We start from the raw sequence: 22,066 nt of genomic DNA, 5'->3' as shown, positions 1-22,066 counted from the left end.
TATGTTAAAAAAAATACTTTTCATAGATAGAGATGGTACATTAATATCTGAACCAAAGAATAATTATCAAATTGATCATATAAATAAACTATTTTTTGAAAAAAATGTTATTATTGTATTATCAGAATTAAAAAAATTGTCTTATTCATTTGTAATGATCACAAATCAAGATGGTCTAGGTACTGAATCTTTTTCTTACAAAAATTTTAATATACCTCATAATTTTATGCTTAGTATTTTTAAATCTCAAAATATAAAATTTGAAGATATTTTGATATGTCCTCATTATTCATATGATAATTGTATATGTAGAAAACCAAACATAACAATGTTAAAATTTTATTTAAATAATGACTTAGATAAAAAAAATAGTTATGTAATAGGTGATCGTTTAACTGATTTAGAATTAGCTAAAAATATTGGTATTAACGGTATTTTATATAACAGCAAAAAATGTAATTGGTTAGATATTTTAAGTAAATTAACACCAATTAAAAGATATGCTATAATAAAAAGAGTAACAAAAGAAACTAAAATATTTGTAGAGTTATTTTTAGATAGAAAAGGAAAAAATATAATTAATACAGGAATTAATTTTTTAAATCATATGTTAGAACAAATAGCAATACATGGAGGATTTATTTTAAATATTTTTAGTAAAGGAGATTTAAAAATTGATGATCATCATACAATAGAAGATATTGCAATATCATTAGGACAAGCTTTATCTAAAGCTATTGGAAATAAAAAAGGAATTAATAGATTTGGTTTTTTATTACCTATGGATGAATCATTAGCACAATGTGCGTTAGATTTATCAGGAAGACCATATTTACAATATTATGCTAAATTTAAATATCAAAAAGTTGGTGATTTAAATACTGATATGATTAAACATTTTTTTTATTCTTTATCGTATTCTATGTCATGTAATATATATTTAAAGGTTATAGGAGATAATGATCATCATAAAGTTGAAAGTTTATTTAAAGCATTTGGGTGTACTTTAAAACAAGCAATAAAAATTGTAAATAATATTATTCCTAGTTCAAAAGGAGTATTAGATTGAATATTGTTATTTTAGATACATCTTGTGGTAATTTTTATTCTTTAAAATCAACTATAAAAAAAATAGGATTTAATGCTATTGTTACAAATAATAAAGATTTAATTTTAAATGCTGATAAAATTTTTTTACCAGGAGTAGGTTCAGCATACTCTGCAATAAAAAAATTAAAAAATGATAATTTAATAAAATTAATTAAAAATTGTAAAAAAGATATTTTAGGAATATGTTTAGGAATGCAAATTTTAGGTAAATATAGTGAAGAAAATAAAGGAATAAATACTTTAGGAATTTTAAATTATTCGGTCCATTTAATGAATAATAAAAATTTACCAATTCCACACATGGGATGGAATACAGTAAATATTATAAAAAAATCTCCATTATTTAAAAATATACATACAAATTCTTATTTTTATTTTTCTCATAGTTATAATATTAATTTAAATAATTATACTATAGCTAAAACAAAGTATGAAAATTCATTTAGTTCGGCTATACAAAAAAATAATTTTTTTGGAGTACAATTTCATCCAGAAAGATCAGGAACTAATGGAATTCAATTAATTAAAAATTTTTTACAAATATAAAATAAAAAAATGATTATTCCAGCTATTGATTTAATAAAAGGACAAGTTGTTAGACTACATCAAGGTAAATTTAATTTAAAACGTAAATATTTATATAAACCGTTTTTTTATATTGAAAAATATTTAAAACAAGGAGCTAAAAAAATACACTTAATAGATTTAGATGGTGCAAAAAATCCTAGTGAAAAACAAACTTCTTTATTAAAGAATTTATCTAAAATTAATCCTATTTCTATACAAATAGGAGGAGGTATTCGAACTAAAAAAGATATAGATTTTATTTTAGGTTTAATGCCTAAAGCACAAATTATATTAGGTTCTTCAATTATACAAAATTTTAATAATGTTAAAAAATGGTTTAAATTATATAATCCGTATTCTTTAATTTTAGCATTAGATATTAAATTTGATATAAATAATAAAAAAATAATTTTTATTAATGGATGGCAAAATAAAAGTAATGTTATTTTTGAAGATATTATAGAAAAATTTTTAGATTTAGGATTAAAATATGTTTTATGTACTGATATTTCTAAAGATGGTACTTTATTAGGACCTAATATAAATCTTTATAATGAGATTGTTAAAAAATATCCAGAAATATTTTTTCAAGCATCAGGAGGTATATCCAAATTAAAAGATATTAAAAATTTAAAAAAAATTGGAATAAAGGATATAATTATTGGAAGAGCTTTTTTAGAAAAAATATTTTCTCTTAAAGAGGCTAATTTATGTTGGCAAAAAGAATAATTCCTTGTTTAGATGTTTATAAAGATAAAGTTGTTAAAGGTAAACAATTTAAAAATCATCAAATTGTAGGAGATATTTTATCATTAGCTTCTAGATATGATAAAGAAGGGGCAGATGAATTAATATTTTATGATATTACAGCATCAATTGATAATCGATTAGTTAATAAAAAATGGATATCTCAAATAGCAAATTTAATTAATATACCTTTTTGTGTAGCAGGAGGAATTAAATCAGTAAATGATGCTGCACAAATATTGCATTTAGGAGCTGAAAAAATATCTATAAATTCTCCTGCATTAAATAATCCTTCTTTAATTACAAAATTATCAGAATATTTTGGAAAACAATGTGTAGTAGTAGGTATTGATTCTTATTATAATAAAAAAACAAAAAAATATCATGTTTATAAATATACTGGTAATATAAAATACACTAAGGTAACTAATTGGGAAACAATTGAATGGATTAAAAAAGTACAAAATTTAGGAGCTGGTGAAATAGTATTAAATACAATGAATAAAGATGGATTATGTAGTGGTTATGATTTAAAACAACTAAAAAAAATAAGAAAAATTTGTAAAATTCCATTAATTGCTTCTGGAGGTGCAGGTTCTAAAGAAGATTTTTATAATGTGTTCAATAAAAAAATTAATGTAGATGGTGCTTTAGCAGCATCCATCTTTCATAAAAATATTCTTAATATTACAGTATTAAAAAATTTTTTATATAAAAAAAATATAGAGGTAAGAATATGTTAAAAGAAAATTTTATAAGTAATTTAAATTGGATAAAAACTAATGGATTAATACCTGCTATTATACAACATAAAATTTCTGGACAAATTCTTATGCATGCTTATATGAATAAAAAATCTTTAGAAATAACTTTAAAAACTAAAAAAGTTACATTTTTTTCTCGAACTAAAAAAAAAATATGGACAAAAGGAGAAACCACAGGTAATTTTTTATTTTTAAAAAATATTACTACAGATTGTGATAAAGATACATTACTTATTTTGGTAGATCCGGTTAATAAAACATGTCATTTAAATGAATATAGTTGTTTTAAAAAATCTATATCAAATTTTACCTTTTTATATTTATTAGAAATATATTTAGATAAAAAAAAAGAAAAAAATAATATAAAACCTTTTTCATATACCTATAGCTTATATCAAAGTGGTTTAAAAAGAATATCACAGAAAGTAGGCGAAGAAGCTATAGAAACTATTATAGCTGCAAATCATAATAATAAGACAAGTTTTATTGAAGAAACAGCGGATTTAATATATCATTTAATTATACTTTTAAGATTTAAAAATATTAATTTAAATGATATTATAAATATTTTAAAAAAAAGAAATAATTAAATTTTATTTATTTTTCATTAATTATACTTAAAGTAAATTTTTTAATTTATCATATTAATACACTTTTTATAGAAAAATAAAATGGCAAATTTATTATAAAATATATCTACTAATATCTTCATTTATGATTAATGAATCAAGATGTTTACTTACATAATTTTTATCAATAAAAATTGATTTATTATTATATTCATCAATTTCATAAGAAATATCTGACATTAAATGTTCAAGAACAGTATGTAATCTTCTTGCTCCTATGTTTTCTGTTGTTTCATTTACTTTCCAAGCAGATTCAGCTATTCTTTTAATGCCATCTTTAGTAAAGATAATATTTATTTTTTCAGTTGCTAAAAGTGCTTTATATTGCACTGTTATAGAAGCATTAGGTTCTATAAGAATTCTTTCAAAATCATTACTAGTAAGAGCTTTTAATTCTACTCTAATAGGTAATCTACCTTGTAATTCTGGAATTAAATCAGAGGGTTTAGATATTTGAAATGATCCTGATGCAATAAATAAAATATGATCTGTTTTAACCATTCCGTGTTTTGTTGAAACTGTACATCCCTCTACTAATGGTAATAAATCTCTTTGTACACCTTCTCGTGAGACATCTGATGATATATTGTTGTTTCTTCTACAAATTTTATCTATTTCATCTAAAAAAACAATACCATTTTGTTCAACTGATTCTATAGCTTTTTGTTTAATATTTTCATTATTAATTAATTTATTTGCTTCTTCTTCTATTAATAATTTCACAGCATTTTTAATTTTTAATTTACGTTTTTTTTGTTTATTACCTCCTAAATTTTGAAATAATGATTGTAATTGGCTTGTCATTTCCTCCATACCGGGAGGTGCCATAATTTCGATCCCCATTGGGGAGCTTGATATATTAATTTCAATTTCTTGATTATCTAATAATCCTTTTTTTAATTTAATTTTTAATTTTTCACGAATAGATTTAATATTATCATCTTGATTCCAATTATTTTTATTAGGTACTAATACATTAAGAATTCTTTCTTCGGCCATTTTTCTTGCTTTATCACAATTTTTTTTAAATTCTTTTATACGTATCATTTTTATTGCAACATCAGTTAAATCTCGAATAATAGAATCTACCTCTTTTCCTACATAACCAATTTCAGTAAATTTAGTTGCTTCTACTTTAATAAAAGGAGCATTTGCTAATTTTGCTAAACGACGTGCAATTTCAGTTTTTCCTACTCCAGTAGGTCCTATCATTAATATATTTTTGGGTGTTACTTCTTGTCTTAAATTTTCATTAAGTTGCATACGTCGCCAACGATTTCTTAATGCAATAGCTACAGCTTTTTTTGCATTTTCTTGACCAATAATAAATTTATTTAATTCATTAACGATTTCTTTTGGAGTCATTTCAGACATAATTAGCATTTTCCTCATGCTTTATTAGATGGTAATTTTTCAATTGTAAAATTATGATTAGTGTATATACAAATATCTCCTGCAATATTTAAAGATTTTTTTACTATTTCATATGCACTTAAATTAGTATTTTCAAATAAAGCCCGTGCAGAAGCTTGTGCATATGGACCACCAGAACCAATAGTCACTATATTATTTTCAGGTTGAATTACATCTCCACTACCCGTAATTATTAAAGAAGTAACTTTATCCGCAATTACTAATAATGCTTCTAATTTACGTAAAATACGATCTGTTCTCCAATCTTTTGCTAATTCTACTGCAGATTTTGTTAAATTTCCTTGATATATTTCTAATTTTTGTTCAAATAATTCAAAAAGTGTAAAAGCATCCGCAGTACCTCCGGCAAAACCAGCAATTACTGTATTATTATATAATTTACGAATTTTTTTTACATTTCCTTTCATTATAATATGACCAAGAGTAGCTTGTCCATCACCACCAATAACTACATCTCCATTTTTTCTTACACTAACTATTGTTGTCATGAGTTACGTTATCCTCAATTATTATTTTTTATATCTCATAACACTAAAATATTAAATATTAAATATTAAATATTAAATATTAATAATATTTTTAATAAAATTTAAATTAATTAAATAAATAATTATTATATAATATATAATATTATAATTTTTTTATAAAAAAAAGTTTTAATTCTATTAAAAACAGTAAAATTATAACATAATTTAAATTTTAAACAATAAATTTATATTTAATTAATTAATAATAAAATTTTATGTGCAAAAATATTTTAGCTATTGATACTTCTACTGAATATTGTCTTATTACTTTAAAAAGTAAAAATATTATTTATAATGAAAAAATATATTGTCCTTACTCACATATAAAATATATATTACATTTAATTCATAATATTTTAAAAAAAAATAAGTTATTATTATCTAATTTAAATTTATTAGGATGTAATTTAGGACCGGGTAATTTTACAAGTTTAAGAATAGGTATTGCAACAATTGATAGTATATCTTATGCTCTTAATATTCCTAAAATTGGTTTATCTCATTTAATGATTATTGCTGAAAAATCTTGGAAATTAACTGGAATTAAAAATATAATAACTGTAATAAAATGTAATAAAAATTATATATATTTTGCTTTATATAAAAAAAATTTTAAAGGTTTATGGATTGGTAAGAATAGTGAATGTTTATTAAATTATAATGATTTTTTAAAAAAAATTTTAATATTAAAAGGAATATGGGTTTTAACTTCTAATATTAGTGAAAAAATAAGATTTTATATAAAAAAAAAATTAAATAAAAATTTAAAAATATATTTTATTAAAAATTTATCTAATTCATCAGAAGAAATTATTAATATTATTGATAATATTTTATTAAATAAAAAAAAAATAAAAAAACATTATAAAATTAATTATATTAAAAATATTTTTTAAATATAAATTTAATATATAATTAGGATTTTTTATATAAATTTTATTCTTATTTAAAAATTTAATTAAAATATAAATTCCTATTTTTATTTTTATTATTTTTTAATTTATATTATTTTTTTTATAGTTATTATTATAATAAATTAATTTTAAAATTAAATTTAAATGTTATTTTAAAAAAAATTTTGGTAAAAAATTAATTTAATTATAAAATAGTTTTAATATTTTATACTTGTAATTTTTTTCATAAAAGTATAATTTATTTATGTATATAAAATTAATGTTAATATATTTAAAATTTTAAAAAATGAATAAATTATCAAAATTTAATCTTTTATCTTCTAGATTTAGAGGATTTTATCCTGTTGTAATAGATATTGAAACTTCAGGATTTAATTCCAAATATAATGCTATATTAGAAATTAGTCTAATAACATTAAAAATGAATAATGGTTGGTTAGAAAAAAATGAAATGTTACATTTTCACATTTTACCTTTCAATGGTTCTCATATATCTAAAGATGCATTAGCTTTTAATGGTATAAATATTAATACCTCGTTAAGAGGTGCTATAACTGAAAATAAAGCTTTAAAAATTATTTTTTCAAAAATTTCTCAAGATATAAAAAAAAACAGATGTAAAAAAGCAGTTATAGTAGCACATAATGCTAGTTTTGATCATAGTTTTATTATGGAAGCTATAAAACGTACAAAAATGGAAAATTATAATCCATTTCATTCTTTTGTAACATTTGATACTGCTTCAATGAGTGGTTTAATTTTAGGTCAAACTGTTTTAGCAAAATCATGTCATGCTATGGGAATCTCTTTTGATAATAATCAAGCACATTCAGCTTTATATGATACTAATCGTACTGCTGAATTATTTTGTAAATTAGTTAATAAGTGGAAAGAAATAGGAGGATGGCCTCCAAAATTTTTATTTTAAATATTAAATTAATTATTTTTTTTAAAATTTAAAATTTTTTTTAATTTTTTTGTATTATGTAATGAATTTAGGATATCATATCCTCCTATTAATTTATTATTTACCCATAATTGAGGAAAAGTAGGCCAATTAGCATATTTTGGTAAAAAATTTCTAATATCAGGGTTTTTTAAAACATCTATATAAGTAAATTTTACTTTATAATATAAAATAATTTTTATAGCTTTATTTGAAAAACCACACTGAGGATTATTAGGTGTTCCTTTCATATATAAAATAATAGGATTATTTTTTATCTGTTCTTTAATTTTTTGAAAAATTTGCATAAATTCCTCAATTTAATATTAATTTATTTTAAACTAATATAATTATATTAATCATATAAAATAATTTCAAATTTTTTTAAAAATATATTTACTTTATTATTTAAAACTCAATAAATATTAAAATTAAAAAGGATATATATGTAAAAATATTTAATTAAAATAAAAAAATTATTTAATATTACAATACTAATTATTTTAACAAAAATAGCATGTTTATTTCATAAATATTCTAAATATTATCTAGCCTAATTATTATTATAATAATATAGATTTAGTTATGATAGCTATAATAGTATTATTTAGTTATAGTAACTTATTATATTTATTAATAATTAATACAAAAATAAATTAATTTAATAATAAAAAAATATAACAAAATATATATAATAATTATATTTATTAGTAATAATATTATTTTATATAATATAATGTTTATTATTTATAAAATTAATTTTTTTATTTAAAAATTATTTCATAAAGTATACTAGGATATTTATTATTACAAATATTAAAACACTAATATATAAGTTTATTATTTATTGTATACAGATTAATTAATTGGTTAAAAATAATTAAATATATGTATACAAATATAATTTGTATACATATATTTAATTATTAAAAACCAAAATTTATAGTAATATAATATATTTATAATTTTAATATATTAGATAATTTTTTTATTACCATATAATATATATTATAATTTAAATTTTTTAATAATATTAAATATTTTAGTTTATTTAATAAATTTAATATTAGAATATTAATGAAATTATTAAAATTAGAAATTCTTATTTGATTATTCATTCTTTTTAAATAAAATTATTTATTGTTATTTTTTTATTAATATTTTTTAATATGAAAATAGAAAATATGATTAGTCATTAAATAAATTTGAATTTTAGTTTATTAATTTTTGTTTCTTCTTTATCTTTAAATATTTCAATAAATCCTAATTATAGGATCCTTAGCTTAAGTTAATAAAGATAAATCAAAAATTATTAGTTAAATTCTACAAATTATAAAAATAATAATATCTTTCTTTATTATTTTAAGATGTATTATTTTTAGAAATAAAATGGTATTATTATATAATTTTAATATAAATATTATAAATTTATCTTCATATCTAATTTTATTAGCATTTATTTATTAAATTTTAGATTTTATTCAAATTATAGGATATGTAATTTTAAAAGTAGATAATAAATTTATTTTTTAATTACATTTTTTCTTATTATATAATAAATTTACCCCCTTGATTATTTTTATATATTACTCATTTTATTATATCATTACTAATGAATTTTTTAGGATTTTTAGATTTAGGTTTTTAATTATATTAAATATTATAAAAATACAAAAAATTGACTATTAAAATAATAATATATATTATATATATATTATTAATATTTATTTTATAAATGCGTTCTTAACTCAGTGGTTAGAGTGTCACTATGACATGGTGAAAGTCAGAGGTTCAAATCCTCTAGAACGCATAAAATCATAATTAAATATTTTTTATTTCCAATAAATTAAACAAAAATTTTTTTTTCCTTTACGTAATAAAGTAAAATGGTTAAATTTTTTATGATATTTTGTAAAAATAAATGAATTATTTAATATTTTTTCATTATTTATATATATTGAATGTGATTTGATCATAATAAAAGCTTGATTACGAGATGAGACAAATTTACTTAAAATAAGAATTGTTGATAAATCAAATTCTTTATTTTCTAAATAAAGATTATTAATATTATTTAGTAATATATAGAATTCTTTTTCTGATAAATTATTTATATTTTTATTAAAAAGTAAATTAGTTATTTTTTTTGATATATTTAATTTTTTTTCCCCATGAACTATTTTTGTAAGATATTCAGCTAATAAATATTGAGGACTATCTTTTTTAATTCTTTGATTTTTTTGTTTAAAATGGTTAATAAAATTTATTTCATAATTAGTAAACATATATAAAAAATTAAATACTATTGAATCTGGAATATTTAACCAAAATTGAAAAAATTTATATGGACTAGTTTTTTTAGAATCTAACCAAATTGTTTTATTTTCTGTTTTTCCAAATTTGGTTCCATCATTTTTAATAATTAAATTTGTAGTTAAACCAAAAACTTTTTTTTTATTTATTTTTTTTACAAGATCAATACCGGAAATAATATGTCCCCATTGATCAGATCCTCCAATTTGGAGGATAACATTAAAATTTTTATTTAAGTAAGCAAAATCATAAGATTGCAATAAATTATAAGAAAATTCTTTAAAAGAGATACCTTCTACATTATTATTTGTCATTCTTTTTTTTATTGAATCTTTATTCATCATATTATTAATATAAAAATATTTTCCTATTTTTTTTAAGAACGATAAAATATCCATTTTATGAAACCATTCATAATTATTAATTATATTTGCACTATAGTGACCACAATCAAAATCTAAAAAATTTTCTAATTGTAAACTAATTTTTTGTAACCATGTATTTATTAACTCTATTGAATTAGTTTGTCTTTTTTTTAATTTGAAACTAGGATCACCAATTAAACTAGTAGCTCCACCTAATAAAATTATTGGTTTATGTCCTAATTTTTGAAAATATTGTAGTGTAATTAATTGTATAAGATGACCTATGTGTAAACTATCTGCTGTTAAATCAAATCCACAATAAAGATTAATATTTTTTTCTTTTAAAATTTTACATAAATTATTTTTATTAGTTACTTGATATAAAATATTACGATTTTCTAATATTTGTATAACATCTATTTTTCTTTTTTTTTTTATTAACATCCATATTCCTTTATTTATTTTATTAAATATATTTAATATTATTTTGATAAATTTTTTTTACTGTTTTAACTATAATTTGAGAATATAAATCAATTTCAATATTTACATAATCACTAATATTTTTATTTGATAATGTAGTTTTTAATAATGTTTCCGGTATTATATTTACACTAAATTCTTTTTTTAATTTTTTATCTATAGTTAAACTAATACCATCAATACATATTGATCCTTTTTGAAAAATATAATTCATTTGAACAATATTATTTGGTTTTATCCATAAAATTTTAAATAAATTATAATTCTTAATATTAATAATTTTAGCTATATCAGTAATATGTCCTGTAACTATATGTCCTCCAATAAAATCATTTATTTTCATAGGTTTTTCAAGATTTAAATAATCACCTATTTTAATTTTTTTAAAAGTTGTCATATCAAATGTTTCTTTTATTATATTAAAAACAATTATATTTTTATATAAATTAATAATTGTTAAACAACATCCATTATTAGAAATTGATTGTCCTATTTTTAAATTTTTTTTAAATTTTTTTTGTATTTTTATATAAATAAAATATAAATTTTTTTTAAAAATAATATTTTTAATTTGACCTATGGATTGAATAATTCCTGTAAACATTTTACACTTAGCTCTTAAGTATATTTGTGAATTATATATTAACAAATAATTATTATTTTTTATAATAAAAAATATTTAATTAATCATGATAGATAAAAATAAACTTTTATTTATTTAAATAATTTTATAAATAATTTTAATTTTTTTTAGATTATATTAAATAATATGATCTCTTAATAAAATTTGAAATTTTTCTTTTAATTTTGAAATACACTTATTTAAAATAAAATTTATTTCTTTTTCATTTAAAGTATATTTTTTATTTTGAATAAATAGACTTAAAGTAATGCTTTTAAAACCAACAGGAATATTTTTACCTTTATATATATCAAATATATTTATTTTTATTATTTCTTTTAGATTTAATGAATTTAATTCATTTACTATATTTCTAAAATAGATATTTTTATTAATAATAAAAGAAATATCTCTACGATTAATTGGGAAATTAATAACTTTTTTAATAGAAAAAATATTATTAATAATAATTTTATTAAAAAATAATTCGAAAAAAAAAGTATTTTTATTTTCTATATTAAAATAATTAATTAATTGAGGATGTAACATGCCGATATATCCAATATATATATTATTAAAATAAATTAATGAATTTATATTAGGATGTAAAATTGTTATTTTACAGTTTTTACGAAATTCAATTTTATTTTTTTTAATAAAACAGCTAAAAATAGATTCTAAATCACCTTTTAAATCATAAAAATTAATAAGTCTATTTTTTTCATTCCAATAATCTTCATATATATTACCATTAACTATACCAGATAATACAAATTTTTGTAATATACCTAATTTTTTTTCTGAATTTTTATAAAAACATAAACCATATTCAAAAAAACGTAAATTTTTCTGTTGTCTATTTTGATTATAAATAATATTATTTATTAAACCATATAATAATGAATTACGCATTACAGATAATTCTTTTGTAATAGGATTATTAATCTTAATACAATTTATTTTAGGATATAAAATAGATTGTATTTTAGGATTTATAAAGCTATAATTAATTACTTCATAATATCCTTTTTGAATTAATATATTTTTAATTTTTTTTATATTAATTTTATCATTTTTTAATTTAAATTTATTATTTTTTAAAATATTATTTTCAGTTAAATATATTTTTACATTATTGGGAATTTTATTATATCCATATATACGTATAATTTCTTCTATTATATCTTCTTCTATATTTATATCATTACGCCAGCTAGGTATTTGTATAATATAATAATGAATTGTTTTTTTTATAATAAAAAAACCTAATTTAATTAAAATTTCTTTTATATTCTTTTTATTAATATTAAAACCTAAAATTTTATCTATTGTATGAAAAAATAATGTTATTTTTTTATGAATATAATTATAATTATTTATATTAAATGAATATATATTACTTATTTGTCCTTGAAATATTTCTAATAATAATTCTACTGTTCTTATAATTACTTTTTTAGTAATTAATGGATCTAAATATCTAGTATACATATTAGAAATATTATTATGAAAATTAAATTTTTTAAAAAGTGAATTTATATATACTTTATTTAAAAGCAAACATTCTATTAAAATATCTTTTGTATTTAATTCTACTATTATTTTTTTATTTTGAGTTATTGCAGGTATAGATAATATTTTATTATTATCTTTAATAATTAATAAATTATTACTATCAAAATTAATTTTTTGATTTTCAGTATCAATAAAATTAAATTTATTTTTTTTATTATCTGTTATATAAATATTTCCTTTAATTTTATTAAAATCATAAAATTGAATAGGATAACCTAATTCTAAAAATATATAATTACGAATATTTAATATTGGATTTTTATGTATATATAAACCTGATTGATGTAATCTATTTTTAATCGTTACAAATTTTTTTTTTTGAAAATTAATATTTTTTATTATACAATAATTATATTGATATAATTTTTTTTCAATTTTTTTATCAAAAAAAATATTTATATTATATTTTTTAGTCTTTTTTAAAAAATTATCATGAAGATTTTTAAAAAAAGATTTATTATATAAAGTAGATAAATCTCTTGATAAACCTAATATACTTAAACAATCTGGTCTATTAAATGGAATATTTATATATAAAATATTATCATAATTATTATTAATACAAATATGTTCTATTTTTTCTACTTCAAAACCTAATTTTGTTAATTTTTTAGATAAAACATTAATATCTTCATTAATTTTTAACCATTCACGTAACCATGATTCACTAAGTTTAATCATATAAAATTATTTAATTTAAATTGTTTAAGAAAACGTAAATCATTTTCATAAAATGAACGAATATCATTTATATTATAATATAACATTGTTAATCGTTCTACTCCTATACCAAAAGCAAATCCATTATATTTAGAAGAATTTATATTAACATTTTTTAATACATTAGGATGTACCATTCCTGCTCCTAAAACTTCTATCCATTTTTTATTCTTATTTAAAATATCCATTTCTAAAGAAGGTTCTGTAAATGGGAAATAGGAAGGTCTAATACGTGTTTGATATTTTTTCCCGAAAAAAAAATCTAAAAATATAGATAATATTCCTTTTAAATCTGTAAAACTTACTTTTTTATCAATATATAAACCTTCTATTTGATGAAACATTGGTGTGTGATTATTATCATAATCATTACGATAAACTTTCCCAGAAGTTAGTATTCGTATAGGAGGTTTTTTTTTTTTCATTATTCTAATTTGTATATTAGACGTTTGTGTACGTAATAAAATATTTTTATCTAACCAAAATGTGTCTTTTTCTGTTCTTGCTGGATGATATTTAGGAATATTTAATGCATCAAAATTATGAAAACTATCTTCTATTTCAAGACCTATAACTATTTTAAATCCTATTTTTACAAAAAAATTTTCAATTTTTTTAATAATATAATTTAAAGGATGTTCGGAACCTATTTTAATAAATTTTCCTGGTAAAGATATATCTATTTCATGATTCGAATATTGTTTATTATTTTTTATTAATTTTATTTCTTTTATACGTTCTTTTATTATTTTTTTAATTTGCTTTTTTTGACTATTAATAATAATACTTTTATTAATTTTTTCTTTTTTATTTAATTTTTTTATAAGTAAAAATTGAGAAGATATATAACCTTTTTTTCCTAAATATTTTATCTTTAATATATTTAAATTAACAATATCTTTTATTGCAGAAATTTCCTTTTTAATAGTAATTATTAAATCATCAGATTTCATAGAAATATTCTCTTTAATATACTATAAAATATAAATTCTTATATAAAAATATAAAAATTCAATAAATAAAATTACTTAATTGAATATTGTATTAATTTATTAAAAGATGAATTACTAAATGTAGCTATATCAGCTAAATTTTTTCTATTTATATTAATATTATTTTTTTTTAAATTATATATAAAATTACTATAAGACATTTTTTTTTGTCGTACAGCAGCATTAATTTTCATAATCCATAATTGTCTAAATTTTCTTTTTTTTTGTTTTCTATCTCTATAAGAATATTGTCCTGATTTAATAACTGCCTGAAAAGCAGAACGATAAGTTCTAGATCTAGATCCATAATAACCTTTAGCTTGTTTTAAAATTTTTTTATGTCTAGCTTTTGAAGTAACACCACGTTTAATTCTAACCATATAGAAAAACTCCTTTTTATATTTAAAATATTTATTACTATAAATAAGGTAAACAAATTCTTAATGAATATGTATCTGCTTTTTTAACTATTTTTTTTTGTCTTAAAAATCTTTTATTGTTTTTACTTTTTTTAGTTAATAAATGTCTTAAATTAGCTTGTTTATGTTTAAAATATCCAGTACTTGTCTTTTTAAAACGTTTTGAAACACTTCGTACTGTTTTAATTTTTATCATATTTTTTAACCTAAATTTTTTTAGTAAAATAATTTTTTTACTAATTTTATCTTTTTGGGATTAATGTCATTATAATTTGTCTACCTTCTACCTTATTAGGAAATGATTCAACTATTGCTAAATTTTCTAAATCTTTTTTTATACGATTTAACATAAAAAATCCAAGTTTGGTATGCATCATTTCTCTACCTCTAAATCTTAAGGTAACTTTTACTTTATCTCCTTTTTTTAAAAAACGAATTAAATTACGTAATTTAACTTTATAATCTCCTATGTCAGTACCAGGACGAAACTTAATTTCTTTTAAATGTATTATTTTTTGTTTTCTTTTTTGTTCTTTAGAAATTTTATTTTTTTCATATAAAAATTTACCATAATCCATTATACGACATACAGGAGGTATAGAATTAGGACTAATTTCAACTAAATCAAATCCGGTATTTTCTGCCTTTGTTAAAGCATTTTTTAAACTAATTATACCAATTTGTTCTCCTTTTAATCCTATTAATCTTACAATATTACTTCTAATGTTTTTATTTATTTTATTAGGTCGTAATAATTGTACTATTTTTTTTCCACTTTTAATGTTTTATCTCCTTAATTTAAAAATTATAATTATAAATTTCTTTTTTAATTTTATTGATAATATCATGGATATTCATAAACCCCAAATTTTTCCCGAAACAATTTCTAACAGAAATTGTATTATTTTTAATTTCTTTATCTCCACATATTAAAATATAAGGAATATGTTGAATAGTATATTGTCTAATTTTAAATGAAATTTTTTGATTTTTTATATCATATTTAACACGAATGTTATTTTTTTTAATTATTTTAAATATGTTTAAAACATAATCATTATGTTTTTCACTAATATTTAATATTATTATTTGTATAGGTGCTAACCAAATAGGTAAATATCCAGAAAATTCTTCAAGAAGAATACCTATAAATCTTTCTATTGAACCTAAAATAGCACGATGTATTATAATTGGAGTACTATGTTTATTTTTATCATTAATATAAAATAATTTTAAGCATTTAGGTAATGTAAAATCTAATTGTATTGTACCGCATTGCCATTCTCTATTTAAGCAATCAAAAAATGAAAATTCTATTTTAGGTCCATAAAAAGCTCCTTCACCTGTTTTATATTCAAAATTAATATTTAATTTTTTTAAAATATATGATAAATTATTTTCTGTTTGATCCCAAATTTTATCATTTCCAATTTTATTTAATGGTCTTGTTGATAATTTAATTAAAAATTTTTTAAAACCAAAAACTTGATAGATATCATACATCATGTTAATACAATCTTTTACTTCTTTTATAACTTGATCTTCTGTACAAAATATATGAGCATCATCTTGAGTAAAATTTCTTAATCTCATTAAACCATGTAAAGATCCTGATGATTCATTTCTATGACAAATACCAAATTCTGCGATTCTTAATGGTAAATCTCTATATGATTTTAATTTTTGTTGAAATATTTGTATATGACCAGGACAATTCATAGGTTTAATACAATATTTTCTATTTTCAGAATAAGTAGTAAAAATTGCTTCTTTATAAATCTTCCAATGCCCTGTTTCTTTCCAAATAGAAATATCAGTTATTAAAGGAGTTTTTACTTCTATATAATTATATTGATTTAATTTTAAACGCAAAAAATTTTCTAATTCACGAAAGATAATATAACCATTATTATGCCAAAAAACCATTCCTGGAGATTCATTTTGAAAATGATACAAATCTAATTTTTTCCCTATAGATCTATGATCTTTTTCTAATAATTTTTTTTTATAAAATAAATCTGATTTTTTATCTATTTTTTTTAAATTATAGTTTTGTTGCATTTTTTTTTTATAATAAAAATATTATTTAATAGTAACAAAATTTTTTTATAAAATATATAAAAAAATATTATAATAAAATTTATTTTTTATCTTCTATTGAAATTTTTTGTCCACATATAACCCTATTGTATCCTTGTATATCAAAATATTGATTAATATTTTTAAAATTTTTTATTTGAAACATTTTTTTTATAATATTCCCTTGTTTATACCCATGTTCTAATATTAACCATCCATAATTATTTAGATATTGTGATGATTGTGAAATAATATGATTTAAATCTGCTGTACCGTTATTATCAGAAATTAATGACCTATAAGGTTCGAATTTTAATTCTTTTTTGCAAAAAAGATATTTTTGAATACTTATATATGGAGGATTACTAACAATAATATCAAATTTTTGGTTTTTTAAATTACTAAACCAATTACTTTTTAAAAAAGTAATATTATAAATATTTAATTTTTTAGCATTATATTTTGCTAAATTAATTATTTTATTATTAATATCAATGGCAATAATATTTATAAAGCTATATTCAGAAGCTACTGCAATAGAAATCGCACCACTACCAGTACCTAATTCTAATATTTTTTTAGTATTATTATTGATTTTTTCTAAAATAATATTTACTAAAACTTCAGTATCTTTACGAGGTATTAAAACATAAGGAGATACATAAATTTTTAATGACCAAAATTCACAAAAACCTAATATATATGCTATAGGTTCTCCTTTAATTCTTCTCTTTAAAAATTTTTTTAATATTTTTAATTTTATGCAATTTATTTTTTTTTCATAAAAACCATAAATCCAAGATTTAGATTTTTGTAAAACAAAAGATAATAACATAACAGATTCTAATTGATATATTAATATTTTATTTTTTTTTAATAAATTAGTTGAATATTTTAGCCATTTTTTAATAATCATAAACTATTTTTTTATTGTATTTAATAATTTATTATTATTATAGTAATGTATAATAGGTTCAATTAATATGTCTAAATTTCCATTCATAATTTCATTTAATTTATAAATTGTTAAATTAATACGATGATCTGTTACTCTTTTTTGTATGAAATTATATGTTCTATTTCTATCTGAACGATCTCCTGTTCCTAGTAATATTTTTTTTTTTAATGCATGATCTTTATGTTTTTTTGCAATTTCTATTGCATTTATTCTAGCGGCTAAAACTTCTAAAGCTTTAGATTTATTTTTATGTTGAGATCTTTCATCTTGACACTCTACTACTATTCCTGTAGGAATATGAGTAATACGAATAGCTGAATCTGTTGTATTTACATGTTGTCCACCTGCTCCAGAAGATCTAAATGTATCAATTTTTAAATCTTGAGTATTTATTTCAGGAATTTCTGTTTTTAATAATTCTGGCATAACAGCAATAATACAAGTAGAAGTATGTACTCTTCCTTGTGATTCTGTTTCTGGTACTCTTTGTACTCTATGTCCCCCTGATTCAAATTTTAATTTTCCATATACTCCAATTCCCATTATTTTTAAAATAATTTCTTTGAAACCGCCATATTCACTATAATGGATATGAATAACTTCTACTTTCCATTTTTTAGATTCAGCATACCTAATATACATCCTCGAAATATTACTTACAAATATTGCTGCTTCATTACCTCCTGAACCTGATTTTATTTCTAAAAAACAATTACGATCGTCTTTTTTATTTTTATTAATAAAAAATAATTTTATTTTTTTTTCTATTTTTTTTTTTTGATTTTTAATATTATTTATATCTTCTAAAACTAGAGTATATATTTCTTTATCTTTTAATAAAGACTTACTAGATTTTAAATCTAATTTTATTTTTTTCCATTTAATAAATAATTTAATTATATTAAATAATTTTGCACGTTCAGTTGATAAATTACGTAAATAATTATAGTCATTATATGATTTATAATTACTTAATTTTTTTGTTATATAATCATATCTTTTTTTTAATGTATTAAGTTTTTTAATAATATAAGAATTCATAAATTTTATTTTATTATTTAAATAAATATACTATTTATAGTATAAATATACTTTTGTATATTATAAGTAATATAATATTATTATATAATATTAATAATTAAAATAAATTAAATAATATATTTATAATTTTTATGTAAAAATTTATTTATATTATAAATATAATTTAGTATTAAAAAAATTAATTTTATTATAAAAAATAGGTGGTTTATTTGTGTCTAATATGAAATTATTTTCAGGAAATTCTGTTATTAAATTAGCAACTAAAATTGCTAATCATTTATATATTAATCTAGGTAAAATGTTTGTAGGTCGTTTTAGTGATGGAGAAATATCTGTTAAAATAAATGAAAATGTTAGAGGAGATGATATATTTATCATTCAATCAACTTGTAATCCTACAAATGATAATTTAATTGAATTAATTATTATTATTGATGCATTTAAAAGAGCATCAGCAGGTAGAATAACTGCTGTTATTCCATATTTTGGTTATGCTAGACAAGATAGAAGAATTAGTTCTGCTAGAGTTCCTATTACTGCTAAAGTAATAGCTGATTTTTTATCTAAAGTAGGAGTTAATAGAATACTAACAGTAGATTTACATGCAGAACAAATTCAGGGATTTTTTAATATTCCTGTAGATAATGTGTTTGCTAGTCCTATATTTTTAACAGATATATTAAAATATAAATTAAATAATCCCATAATAGTTTCTCCTGATATTGGAGGAGTAGTTCGTGCAAGATCAATGGCAAAAAAATTATTTAATGGAACAGATATGGCAATAATAGATAAAAGAAGAACTAATGCTAATATAACAGAAATTATGCATATTATTGGAGATGTTAATAAACGTGATTGTATTTTAATAGATGATATTATTGATACAGGAGGAACTTTATGTAAAGCAGCTCAAGCATTAAAAAATAATGGAGCTAAAAAAGTCTTAGCTTATGTTACACATCCTATTTTTTCTGGTAATGCTGTTAAAAATATTTTTAATTCTGTAATAGATAAAATTATTGTATGTGATAGTATTCCATTAACAGAAAAAATACAAAAATTAGAAAATATTAAAGTATTATCTTTATCTCATATGCTTTCAGAATCAATAAGAAGAATTAGTAATGAAGAATCTATTTCTATAATGTTTAAGTAATAAAATAATAAATAGGAAAATATTTGAATACTTATATCAAAATGATTGTAGGATTAGGAAATAATATAGATAATAAATTTATTGGAACTCGTCATAATATAGGTTCTGATTATCTTATTAAATTATCTAAAAAATTTAACGTAAGATTTAAAAAAATAAAAAAATTTGATGGTTATGTTAGTAAAATTTATATTTTAAAATATAAAATTATTTTATTTGTTCCTAATTCTTTTATTAATATTTCAGGACAACCAATATTTATTATTGCTAATTTTTATAAAATTCATTTTAAAAATATTTTGATTATTCATGATGAATTAGATTTTCCACCAGGAATAATAAAATTTAAATATGGAGGTAGTAGTGGAGGACATAATGGATTAAATAATATTATTGAAAATTTTAATAGTAATTTTTTTTATAGATTACGTATAGGTATTGGACGTCCACATAATAAATTAAAAATAAATGATTTTGTATTAAGTAATCCTACAAAAATAGAAAAAAAAAAAATTAATTTTGCTATTAAAAATAGTATTAATGCTTTAAAAATTTTAATTAATACTAAAAATTATAATAAAGCTATAAATTATTTACATTCTAAAAATAATAGGTTTAATAAGTAATGGGACTAAAATGTGGCATTATAGGCCTACCTAATGTAGGTAAATCAACTTTATTCAATATATTAACTAATTCTAATGTAGATGCATTAAATTATCCTTTTTGTACAATAAAACCAAATATGAGTATAGTTGCTGTACCTGATGATAGATTATTTTATTTAGCTAAATTAGTTAAATCTAAAAAAATTATACAATCTACAGTTACTATTGTAGATATTGCTGGATTAATAAAAGGAGCTTCTAAAGGAAAAGGATTAGGTAATCAATTTTTACATAATATATCTGAAGTTGATGCTCTTATTCATGTAGTACGTTGTTTTAATGATGAAAATATAATAAATTTATCATACGATCCTATCGAAGATATTAATATAATAAATAATGAAATTATTCAATTTGATATTAATTTAATACATAATTTTAAAAGTAATATTTTAAAAAAAAATAATAATAAAAATTTTTGTAAATGGGAATATTTATTAAAAATTTGTTTAAATTATTTAAAAAAAGGAAAATTACTTAATTTATTAAAATTAAATTTTGAAGAAAAAAAATTTTTACAAAATTTAAAATTATTAACCATAAAACCGATGATGATTATAGCTAATTTAGGTATAAATAAAATTAAAAATCAATTTTTTTTGAAAAAAATAAATATTTTTATTAAAAAATATTTAATTTTTAAAATATGTTTAAAAACCCTTCAAAAGAAAAATAAATTATTTCCTTATTTAAAAAATAATACTAATTTAAAAAAAATAATAACCTTAAGTTTTGAATTATTAAATTTACATACTTTTTATACTATAGGAATAAAAGAAGCAAAATCTTGGAGTATTTTAAAAGGTACTACAGCATTAGAAGCTGCTAGAAAAATTCATAGTGATATTCAAAGAGGATTTATAAGGGCTAAAATAATTCATTTTCAAGATTATATTTTTTATAAAAACGAAAATAATTTAAAATTAGCAGGTAAAATTAAGATAGAAGGTAAAAAATATATTATTTTAGATGGAGATATTATATATTTTCTTTTTAAAATATAAAAAAATCTAATAAACTTAAATTTTTAAAAT

Annotated in this window: 23 protein-coding genes and 1 tRNA gene; 11 read left to right on the top strand and 13 right to left on the bottom strand. The window is 18.6% G+C overall.

Features of this window, described 5'->3' with window-relative positions:
- Position 1: 1 nt before the first annotated feature.
- The 5 genes from hisB to hisIE are packed head-to-tail and all read left to right on the top strand — an operon-like array spanning position 2 to position 3,778.
- Complete coding sequence (gene hisB, locus GJT91_RS00600; RefSeq protein ID WP_168868330.1) at positions 2–1,069, top strand: bifunctional histidinol-phosphatase/imidazoleglycerol-phosphate dehydratase HisB; 1,068 nt, start codon at positions 2–4, stop codon at positions 1,067–1,069.
- Positions 1,066–1,656, top strand: a complete 591-nt coding sequence (hisH, locus tag GJT91_RS00595) for an imidazole glycerol phosphate synthase subunit HisH (protein WP_168868329.1) — start codon at positions 1,066–1,068, stop codon at positions 1,654–1,656. Before hisB ends, hisH begins: the two co-directional genes overlap by 4 nt.
- Before the next feature lie 9 nt (positions 1,657–1,665).
- Entirely contained in the window at positions 1,666–2,406 is a 741-nt protein-coding gene (locus GJT91_RS00590) for a 1-(5-phosphoribosyl)-5-[(5-phosphoribosylamino)methylideneamino]imidazole-4-carboxamide isomerase (RefSeq protein WP_168868328.1), read from the top strand.
- The gene (hisF, locus tag GJT91_RS00585; protein WP_168868327.1) at positions 2,388–3,167 is read left to right on the top strand and encodes an imidazole glycerol phosphate synthase subunit HisF; all 780 of its coding nucleotides are present in this window, start codon (positions 2,388–2,390) and stop codon (positions 3,165–3,167) included. Before GJT91_RS00590 ends, hisF begins: the two co-directional genes overlap by 19 nt.
- Positions 3,161–3,778 (top strand): bifunctional phosphoribosyl-AMP cyclohydrolase/phosphoribosyl-ATP diphosphatase HisIE, encoded by a 618-nt coding sequence (gene hisIE / locus GJT91_RS00580; RefSeq protein ID WP_168868326.1) that lies wholly within the window; start codon positions 3,161–3,163, stop codon positions 3,776–3,778. The genes hisF and hisIE overlap by 7 nt, the downstream gene beginning before the upstream one ends.
- Before the next feature lie 93 nt (positions 3,779–3,871).
- Here the strand turns inward: hisIE and hslU are convergent, their stop codons facing one another.
- A complete protein-coding gene (gene hslU, locus GJT91_RS00575) occupies positions 3,872–5,191 on the bottom strand; it encodes an ATP-dependent protease ATPase subunit HslU (protein WP_168868325.1) in 1,320 nt (439 codons plus the stop codon).
- Between the two features lie 14 nt (positions 5,192–5,205).
- A complete protein-coding gene (gene hslV / locus GJT91_RS00570) occupies positions 5,206–5,739 on the bottom strand; it encodes an ATP-dependent protease subunit HslV (protein ID WP_168868324.1) in 534 nt (177 codons plus the stop codon).
- Between the two features lie 254 nt (positions 5,740–5,993).
- Between hslV and tsaB the strand changes: the two genes are divergently transcribed.
- The gene (tsaB, locus tag GJT91_RS00565; protein WP_168868323.1) at positions 5,994–6,674 is read left to right on the top strand and encodes a tRNA (adenosine(37)-N6)-threonylcarbamoyltransferase complex dimerization subunit type 1 TsaB; all 681 of its coding nucleotides are present in this window, start codon (positions 5,994–5,996) and stop codon (positions 6,672–6,674) included.
- Between the two features lie 304 nt (positions 6,675–6,978).
- Complete coding sequence (gene rnt / locus GJT91_RS00560) at positions 6,979–7,620, top strand: ribonuclease T (protein ID WP_168868322.1); 642 nt, start codon at positions 6,979–6,981, stop codon at positions 7,618–7,620.
- A gap of 8 nt (positions 7,621–7,628) precedes the next feature.
- Here the strand turns inward: rnt and grxD are convergent, their stop codons facing one another.
- A complete protein-coding gene (gene grxD / locus GJT91_RS00555) occupies positions 7,629–7,946 on the bottom strand; it encodes a Grx4 family monothiol glutaredoxin (protein WP_168868321.1) in 318 nt (105 codons plus the stop codon).
- Positions 7,947–9,375: 1,429 nt separating this feature from the next.
- Here grxD and GJT91_RS00550 point away from each other — a divergent pair.
- A tRNA-Val gene (locus tag GJT91_RS00550) sits at positions 9,376–9,448 on the top strand.
- A gap of 22 nt (positions 9,449–9,470) precedes the next feature.
- On the opposite strand, the gene tyrS is transcribed toward GJT91_RS00550, so the two are convergent.
- From tyrS to prfA, 10 genes are all read right to left on the bottom strand, one after another.
- Positions 9,471–10,760 (bottom strand): tyrosine--tRNA ligase, encoded by a 1,290-nt coding sequence (tyrS, locus tag GJT91_RS00545; protein WP_168868320.1) that lies wholly within the window; start codon positions 10,758–10,760, stop codon positions 9,471–9,473.
- A 22-nt stretch (positions 10,761–10,782) separates the two neighbouring features.
- On the bottom strand, positions 10,783–11,403 hold the full coding sequence (locus tag GJT91_RS00540; protein ID WP_168868319.1) for a riboflavin synthase: 621 nt from the start codon (positions 11,401–11,403) through the stop codon (positions 10,783–10,785).
- 156 nt (positions 11,404–11,559) lie between these two features.
- On the bottom strand, positions 11,560–13,677 hold the full coding sequence (pheT, locus tag GJT91_RS00535) for a phenylalanine--tRNA ligase subunit beta (protein WP_168868318.1): 2,118 nt from the start codon (positions 13,675–13,677) through the stop codon (positions 11,560–11,562).
- Complete coding sequence (pheS, locus tag GJT91_RS00530; protein WP_168868317.1) at positions 13,674–14,669, bottom strand: phenylalanine--tRNA ligase subunit alpha; 996 nt, start codon at positions 14,667–14,669, stop codon at positions 13,674–13,676. Before pheS ends, pheT begins: the two co-directional genes overlap by 4 nt.
- Before the next feature lie 71 nt (positions 14,670–14,740).
- Positions 14,741–15,088, bottom strand: a complete 348-nt coding sequence (rplT, locus tag GJT91_RS00525; protein ID WP_168868316.1) for a 50S ribosomal protein L20 — start codon at positions 15,086–15,088, stop codon at positions 14,741–14,743.
- Positions 15,089–15,125: 37 nt separating this feature from the next.
- Positions 15,126–15,323, bottom strand: coding sequence for a 50S ribosomal protein L35 (gene rpmI, locus GJT91_RS00520; protein WP_168868315.1), 198 nt, complete (start codon positions 15,321–15,323; stop codon positions 15,126–15,128).
- A gap of 46 nt (positions 15,324–15,369) precedes the next feature.
- The gene (infC, locus tag GJT91_RS00515; protein WP_168868618.1) at positions 15,370–15,909 is read right to left on the bottom strand and encodes a translation initiation factor IF-3; all 540 of its coding nucleotides are present in this window, start codon (positions 15,907–15,909) and stop codon (positions 15,370–15,372) included.
- A 16-nt stretch (positions 15,910–15,925) separates the two neighbouring features.
- Positions 15,926–17,188: a threonine--tRNA ligase gene (thrS, locus tag GJT91_RS00510; RefSeq protein WP_168868314.1), complete on the bottom strand. Its 1,263-nt coding sequence runs from the start codon at positions 17,186–17,188 to the stop codon at positions 15,926–15,928.
- A gap of 79 nt (positions 17,189–17,267) precedes the next feature.
- On the bottom strand, positions 17,268–18,122 hold the full coding sequence (gene prmC, locus GJT91_RS00505) for a peptide chain release factor N(5)-glutamine methyltransferase (protein WP_168868313.1): 855 nt from the start codon (positions 18,120–18,122) through the stop codon (positions 17,268–17,270).
- A 3-nt stretch (positions 18,123–18,125) separates the two neighbouring features.
- Entirely contained in the window at positions 18,126–19,205 is a 1,080-nt protein-coding gene (gene prfA, locus GJT91_RS00500; RefSeq protein WP_168868312.1) for a peptide chain release factor 1, read from the bottom strand.
- A 211-nt stretch (positions 19,206–19,416) separates the two neighbouring features.
- Between prfA and GJT91_RS00495 the strand changes: the two genes are divergently transcribed.
- From GJT91_RS00495 to ychF, 3 genes are read left to right on the top strand one after another with little or no spacing between them, the layout of a single operon-like run.
- Positions 19,417–20,364: a ribose-phosphate pyrophosphokinase gene (locus GJT91_RS00495; RefSeq protein ID WP_168868311.1), complete on the top strand. Its 948-nt coding sequence runs from the start codon at positions 19,417–19,419 to the stop codon at positions 20,362–20,364.
- A gap of 23 nt (positions 20,365–20,387) precedes the next feature.
- Positions 20,388–20,990 (top strand): aminoacyl-tRNA hydrolase, encoded by a 603-nt coding sequence (pth, locus tag GJT91_RS00490; protein WP_246212875.1) that lies wholly within the window; start codon positions 20,388–20,390, stop codon positions 20,988–20,990.
- On the top strand, positions 20,990–22,036 hold the full coding sequence (gene ychF, locus GJT91_RS00485; RefSeq protein ID WP_168868310.1) for a redox-regulated ATPase YchF: 1,047 nt from the start codon (positions 20,990–20,992) through the stop codon (positions 22,034–22,036). The genes pth and ychF overlap by 1 nt, the downstream gene beginning before the upstream one ends.
- The last annotated feature ends 30 nt before the right edge of the window (positions 22,037–22,066 follow it).

The organism is Enterobacteriaceae endosymbiont of Donacia semicuprea (assembly GCF_012570535.1).
Lineage (GTDB): Bacteria > Pseudomonadota > Gammaproteobacteria > Enterobacterales > Enterobacteriaceae.
Note: the sequence above shows the minus strand (reverse complement) of the source record. Positions and strands in the feature narration are given on the sequence as shown.

Excerpts from the sequence above, each read along its gene's own strand:
- hisB (WP_168868330.1), top strand. The coding sequence starts at position 2 with ATGTTAAAAAAAATACTTTTCATAGATAGAGATGGTACATTAATATCT.
- GJT91_RS00590 (WP_168868328.1), top strand. The coding sequence starts at position 1,666 with ATGATTATTCCAGCTATTGATTTAATAAAAGGACAAGTTGTTAGACTA.
- hisF (WP_168868327.1), top strand. The coding sequence starts at position 2,388 with ATGTTGGCAAAAAGAATAATTCCTTGTTTAGATGTTTATAAAGATAAA.
- hisIE (WP_168868326.1), top strand. The coding sequence starts at position 3,161 with ATGTTAAAAGAAAATTTTATAAGTAATTTAAATTGGATAAAAACTAAT.
- hslU (WP_168868325.1), bottom strand. The coding sequence starts at position 5,191 with ATGTCTGAAATGACTCCAAAAGAAATCGTTAATGAATTAAATAAATTT.
- hslV (WP_168868324.1), bottom strand. The coding sequence starts at position 5,739 with ATGACAACAATAGTTAGTGTAAGAAAAAATGGAGATGTAGTTATTGGT.
- tsaB (WP_168868323.1), top strand. The coding sequence starts at position 5,994 with ATGTGCAAAAATATTTTAGCTATTGATACTTCTACTGAATATTGTCTT.
- rnt (WP_168868322.1), top strand. The coding sequence starts at position 6,979 with ATGAATAAATTATCAAAATTTAATCTTTTATCTTCTAGATTTAGAGGA.
- grxD (WP_168868321.1), bottom strand. The coding sequence starts at position 7,946 with ATGCAAATTTTTCAAAAAATTAAAGAACAGATAAAAAATAATCCTATT.
- tyrS (WP_168868320.1), bottom strand. The coding sequence starts at position 10,760 with ATGTTAATAAAAAAAAAAAGAAAAATAGATGTTATACAAATATTAGAA.
- GJT91_RS00540 (WP_168868319.1), bottom strand. The coding sequence starts at position 11,403 with ATGTTTACAGGAATTATTCAATCCATAGGTCAAATTAAAAATATTATT.
- pheT (WP_168868318.1), bottom strand. The coding sequence starts at position 13,677 with ATGATTAAACTTAGTGAATCATGGTTACGTGAATGGTTAAAAATTAAT.
- pheS (WP_168868317.1), bottom strand. The coding sequence starts at position 14,669 with ATGAAATCTGATGATTTAATAATTACTATTAAAAAGGAAATTTCTGCA.
- rplT (WP_168868316.1), bottom strand. The coding sequence starts at position 15,088 with ATGGTTAGAATTAAACGTGGTGTTACTTCAAAAGCTAGACATAAAAAA.
- rpmI (WP_168868315.1), bottom strand. The coding sequence starts at position 15,323 with ATGATAAAAATTAAAACAGTACGAAGTGTTTCAAAACGTTTTAAAAAG.
- thrS (WP_168868314.1), bottom strand. The coding sequence starts at position 17,188 with ATGCAACAAAACTATAATTTAAAAAAAATAGATAAAAAATCAGATTTA.
- prmC (WP_168868313.1), bottom strand. The coding sequence starts at position 18,122 with ATGATTATTAAAAAATGGCTAAAATATTCAACTAATTTATTAAAAAAA.
- prfA (WP_168868312.1), bottom strand. The coding sequence starts at position 19,205 with ATGAATTCTTATATTATTAAAAAACTTAATACATTAAAAAAAAGATAT.
- ychF (WP_168868310.1), top strand. The coding sequence starts at position 20,990 with ATGGGACTAAAATGTGGCATTATAGGCCTACCTAATGTAGGTAAATCA.